Below are 6,344 nucleotides of genomic sequence, written 5' to 3' on the forward strand. Positions count from 1 at the left end.
AACAGGCTCTTAATATAAGTGTTAGATTAAAAGTTATTGGCATAGGTGTTGATAGATGATTGATAATCATGTATATCTTTCAAGTAGTAAATTATGAATTCACTAAAAATACGGAGCTGTCCCAAAAGTAGAAAAGAACAATTGTCATTGCGGGTCAAGCCCGCAATCCCCTCATAAATAAGATTCTAAGATTAACTATTATCTTTTAAATTATTCATTCTTAATCATTAAAAAAAGGGGGATCCCATGTCAAGCATGGGATGACAGACTTTTGAGTCAGCCCCTTATTTTATAGCTATGTTGTTTTTTCCTGTCTTTAGTTCTATTTCCCGGTTGAAAAAGAGTAAGGGAAATCACTTGGACTAGTGCCTCTGCTTTTGTTTGCAGTAGCTGACATGGTGAAGTTTATAGTTGTTCCGTTCATTAACAAATCGTGTGTCAGATAATTTTTATTATGGGTTTTTCCATCAATATTGAGTGACTCTACATAACGTTTGTCGTTGCTGTTATTTTGTGCATTAACAACTATTTTCTTTCCATTTTCGAGCTGAACAGTCATCGTTTTGAATAAAGGAGAGCCTAATATATACTGGTCGGTTCCGGGGCATACCGGATAAAATCCCATAGCGGAAAATACATACCAAGCCGATGTTTGCCCATTATCTTCATCTCCGCAATAACCATCAGGAGTAGGCGTGTAAAGCTTATCCATCACCTCACGCAACCTATATTGAGCTTTCCAGGGTTCGCCGGAATAGTTGTATAGATAAATCATGTGCTGTATTGGTTGATTGCCATGTGCATAATTGCCCATATTCATAATTTGCATCTCACGTATCTCGTGTATTACACTGCCATAATAACTTTCATCGAACAGAGGCGGTACATTGAATACGGAGTCCATCATCTGATTGAAGCCATCTTTTCCTCCCATCAGGTCGATCAAGCCTTGCGGATCGTGGAATACCGACCATGTATAATGCCAACTGTTTCCTTCTGTAAAGGCATCACCCCATTTTAGAGGATTGAATGGCGACTGGAATACGCCATCTTCGTTTTTACCCCTCATCAATTTATGGCTTGGATCGAAGATGTTTCTATAATTCATTGCACGTTTGGCAAATATACCTATCTCTTTTTCAGGCTTGCCCAGTTTCTTGCCTAACTGATAGATACACCAGTCGTCATAAGCATATTCGAGAGTGCGTGCTGCACTTTCGTGTACACCGACGTTATATGGTACATATCCCAGTTTGTTATAGTATTGGTAACCTTTACGCCCTGATGCTGTGCGCTCTAAGTAATCGTTTGCTCCATGTACGACAGCTTCCCACAAGGTTTCGATATCATATCCGCGAATCCCTTTCAGGTAAGCATCTGCAACTACAGAGGCCGAATTGTTACCTACCATGCAATCCCTGTGTCCGGGACTTGCCCACTCCGGCAGAAAACCACTTTCTTTATAAGTATTGACCCAACCTTCCTGCATTTTTTGACTCATCGAAGGATATATCAGGTTGAGAAAAGGGAACAGGCAGCGGAATGTATCCCAAAAACCTGTATCGGTAAACATATAACCCGGCAAAACTTTACCATTATACGGGCTATAGTGCATTGTTTTACCCTGAGCATCTATTTCGTAGAAACTTCGAGGGAAAAGCACTGTTCGATAAAGGCAGGAATAGAAGGTCCTTAAATTGTCAATGTTATCATCTTCAATTACAATCTTACCTAATACCTCGTTCCATTCATTCCTGCCTTGTTCTTTTATTTCTTCAAAAGTTTTATTCTCTAATTCCTTCAAATTGAGTTCAGCTTGTTCGAAACTGATAAATGACGATGCTACGCGTGCATGTACTTCTTCACCCCTCTTTGTAGCGAAGCCGATGATAGCTCCGGCATGGTCGCTGGTTGCTTCTATTGCTGATGTGTTAATGCTGTTTTTTGATACGGAAGCTGTATATGTGAAGGGTTTATCGAAAACGATCACAAAGTAATTTTTAAAATTTTCGGGAACCCCTCCTGAGTTTTTGGTTGTATAACCAATAATCTTATTTTCTTCGGGTATAATCTTTACATACGAGCCATTGTCAAATGCATCTACAACGACATACGATTGGTCATTGTCGGGAAATGTGAAGCGAAACATAGCTGATCGTGAAGTAGGGGTGATTTCAGTCACCACATCATGATCGGCCAAGTATACTTTGTAGTAGTATGGTTTTGCCGTTTCTGCTTTGTGAGAAAACCAACTGGCCCTTTCATCCTGATCGAAAACCACTTTTCCTGTAATTGGCATAATGGCAAATTGCCCGTAATCGTTCATCCAGGGGCTTGGTTGGTGAGTTTGTTTAAATCCTCTTATTTTGTCCGCATTGTAAGTATATGCCCATCCGTCACCTATTTTACCTGTTTGAGGAGTCCAAAAATTCATACCCCACGGTAGAGCAATGGCCGGATATGTATTTCCGGTTGATAACGAATGTTTAGATAATGTTCCCATCAATGGGTTTACGTAATCTACCGGATAATCATTTGCTTTTACATGAATAAAAGCGCTGCAGAAGATAAGGATTAGCAATATCTTTTTCATTGGCATAGATTTATGAATATGTATTATTATTTAATTAATTATTTTGAAAGAATAAATTGGCATAGAGCACTTTTTGTACGGTGCAAATAAAGGTTCTTCAAATTATTTTTAAGATTATTTAAAGGTTAAATATGGGTTATTAAGCAAAAATATGCATTAATCATATTGTGTTATATGCAAAAAATCATGTGGCTTATTATCTGGATCTGCCATCCGGTTATTATATGCGGATTGCAAATCCTGATAGTAAGAACTTCGGGGGGGCAAAGGACGAGGTTGATAGTTGACAATTGACAATTGACAATTGACAATAGATAATCCTATTCATTTTTTATCACCGTAGGGACAGGGCTCTGCCCTGTCCGTTTATCCAAACGGTTGCGATATTATTTACGGACAGGGTAGAACTGCGGACAGGGTAGAACCCTGTCCCTACGGGTGGATGAATCGTAGGGGCGACCTGCCGGTCGCCCGAAATGAACAATGAAAACTGTATTAACGGGCGACCGGCAAGTCGCCCCTACCAGTTCCCGCAGGCAGAACCAACGGCCTGCGGGATAATTTGCTATTGTTGCAGGGAATTTATAATCACCTGCTTTTATACTATCAAGATTTGTAATCCGGTTATATTATATGCGGATTGTAAATCCTGATAGTAAGAACTTCGGGGTTTGTAAACCCCGAAGGACGAGGGAATCTTTCGCGTAGTAGCGGAGGATTACTCATCTAATACACAACGTATAGCGCGTGCATGAATGTGTTCAGCTATATTTTGCCCCGTTGTTATCATTGTGCTACCACTCTGAAGTGAATAAGCATATGTGGAGGAAATAAAAGTGCTACTCCAATAGTTCCCATAAGTACCAATATGATCATATTTTGATGCACTTTGTCGGTTGCCCCCGTTAGGTAGGAATAAAGAGCCACCGACCATATAGCCACTAGCACTGTTCAAAACAAAGGTTCCGACTTTAGTCCAAGTGTTAGCTGTTGCTGCGCTTGGTGCTCCGTTTGTTGTTCCTCCACGGAAAATAGCACCCCATTGCTTCTGGCTAGGTATTTTCCATCCTGGAGGACACGGATCTTTAGAGCCTTTAGATTGATTCAAATTAGCAGTTCCATCTCCCCAAGCTTTGGCAGAGCCTTTGCGACCACTTACCCAATTGGTGTCGTTTTGTCCCCATTGGTAGTAATTACCTATCAGCGCTGCATTCGGCGTAAATGGATCGAGTGATGGATCTACCCCCAAGTTATGGCACATAAATGTCAGCCAACCGCCATCAACAGTAGCAGCACCACAGCAGGCGCAATCCTGTAACCTGACTTCCAGTTTAAGCATCACATCCGTTCCTGTATTATTTGATTTATTATTAAAAACGACATATAACTCTGCTTTGAGCGGAGTCTTCTGTGTTTTTCCTTTCAGGTCTTCATTTAGCGAAGATTTGTAAGTCACAGTAGCTTTGCACTCGCTTGATGAGGTAAAGTTGCCGGAGTAATCGGCATTGGGTTGCATATCGTCTATTACCTGTCCAGATGGATCTATATACAGGAAGCGTACATTGCTTACATTAGCTGCTGGTTTAAAGGTATATACCTGAACGCCTGTGTAAGGTGCTGTTATACCAGAAGCAGGGTCTTGTGTATCTGTAACTGGGTTATTTTTTGAAAAGTCTGTTTTTTGAGGTGTGCGACTTGTCACCGGCGCACAACCGTTTTCTCTATCATTACTGAATGCGATATCGAAACACATCTTTCCGGAGAACGTACCTGTACCTATAGCCATGCTTTTTACCACATCCACAGTATATACCCCCGAGTTCATCGGCGTGCTGCCCGTACAGCCACTGCCGTTACCTACCTCACAGTAGTACTTGTAGGTGCCTGCTGCCGGTTCTTTGACTATGCAGCTATTGCTTGTTTCACCACTTAGTTTGGTATAGATAGCGCCGCCATCCGTGCTGCGGTACCACTGGTACGATACGGTAGGCGCACCCGATGCGAAGCTGGCCGACACCTTACCCAGTGTTACTTCCGTATTTACAAAGGTGGTCTGCTTGCTGTCCGCACTTGGCGATACACTTGTAGGGCTTACGCAATCGTCTTTCATGGTTACCACATGTTGTCCGATGCCCGTACCGCAGGCATTGCTTACCTCTACCTTTACGGTGGCTGCCGTGCCTGTAGCACTGAACTTGACCACCGCAAACGAGGTATTGCCTCCACCCGACTGTATGGTGGCATCGCCTGTCACTGTCCATTTGTAAGCCGTGGCAGGGCCGAAGTTGATTTCGGCCGTATAGGTTACCACATCGCCCTTGTTGGGTTCTTCGGCGCTCCTGTTCAGCGTCACAGTAGGCACAGCCGAACTTTCGTTGGAGAGGGTTATCGTTGCCGCAGGGCTGGTACAGCCTCCCGTTTCGGTCACCGTTACCGAGTATTCGCCGCCGGTGCTTACCGTGATGTTCTTGGTGGTGGCGTATGGCTGCCCGTCTTTGTACCACTGGTAGGTATATGTACCCGCGCCCGAAGGTACGGCATTGAGCGTAGCCACACCCGAGCAGAGTACCTTATCGCCTGTGATATTCGGGCGTTGTGGTATTGTTCCCGTAGTGATGGTTTCCGTGCCGATGGCTTCGGCAGCACAGCTGCTGCTCATGGTAGCACGGCAGCGAAGCACAAAGCTGCTGCCCGTGGCAGGTACGGTGTACAGTATGTTTTGTCCTGTGCCTATCTGTGTATTGTTTTCATACCATGTGTAGGTATAGCCCGGCTGCACATTGCTTACCGATAGTTGTACGCTGCCTCCCGCGCAGAAAACGGCAGGTTTGGCAATAACAGGGGTAATAAGGTCTGTTCCCGCATTAGGGTCTACCGATACGGTTACCGTTTCGCTCGGGGTAGAGTAGCAGTCGCCATCTTTTACCACGGCAAACCAGTCGCCTACGCCTGCCTGTATCTCAGTGCCTGTAAGCCCCGAGTCCTGCCCGTCCTTGAACCAGACAACGGTGCCTGTTCCCGATGGGTTGGAAGCTATCAGCTTGGTGGTACCATTGGCATCGCATACCATGCCGTTGTTGCCACGCACTACGATAGCCACGGGCGCAGGGGCTCCCGTACCGTCCTTGCTCACAGTAACGGCGTTGCCTGCTTTTTGCCCGCAGCCTATCAGTCCCATCCAGATATCGTATACTCCCGCTTGTGTGACGGTAATGTAGTTTACCCCGCGGGCTATCTCTATGTTGTTGCGTGTCCAGATCAGTTCGTCGAGGTTGGCAAAGGCAGGGTCTACCCACAGGTAAACGGCTCCCCCTGCGCAGAATGAGATAGTCTTGCCCGAAGGCTTGCTATTGATGGCAGGTGCTTCGCCCAAAGACGAGTCGCAGCTTTGTCCCAGTTGGCTGAACAGAAAGTCTTTGTAAAGCCCTGTACACGAACTGGTCACCCGTACCACCGCCGAGCGGGGCTTGGTAGAGTTATTGGCCTCGAACGATACGCGGAATGTCCCCGCCGTTTCGTCCGTTTCCGTCAGCGAGAGGTAATCGGCACCCGTCAGCACGGCAAAGGTAAACGGCCCGTTTACACAATCGGGATCGGTGATTTCAAATTCATCGTCACAGCCCGTACCGTCTGCCTCAACATCGGTACACGGCTTTGGGCTGATCTCCATCTGGCTGGTACCGTCGCACATGCTGATCCAGCGCTGGGCGTTGTAGTACTCCACGCAGCGGGTATCGGTGTTGTAGATGGT

At 45.3% G+C, this 6,344-nt stretch carries 2 protein-coding genes; both read right to left on the reverse strand.

What is annotated here, in order from left to right; all coding sequences use genetic code 11:
- Positions 1-322: 322 nt before the first annotated feature.
- Positions 323-2,593 (reverse strand): GH92 family glycosyl hydrolase, encoded by a 2,271-nt coding sequence (locus D0T84_RS15705; protein ID WP_163308814.1) that lies wholly within the window; start codon positions 2,591-2,593, stop codon positions 323-325.
- Positions 2,594-3,311: 718 nt separating this feature from the next.
- Positions 3,312-6,344 (reverse strand): FISUMP domain-containing protein (locus tag D0T84_RS15710; RefSeq protein WP_221413141.1); only part of this gene is annotated, 3,033 nt, incomplete at its 5' end.

It is taken from the genome of Dysgonomonas sp. 521 (genome assembly GCF_010501055.1).
GTDB lineage: Bacteria > Bacteroidota > Bacteroidia > Bacteroidales > Dysgonomonadaceae > Dysgonomonas.

Coding starts and splice junctions, on each gene's coding strand:
- D0T84_RS15705 (WP_163308814.1), bottom strand. CDS start 2,593: ATGAAAAAGATATTGCTAATCCTTATCTTCTGCAGCGCTTTTATTCAT.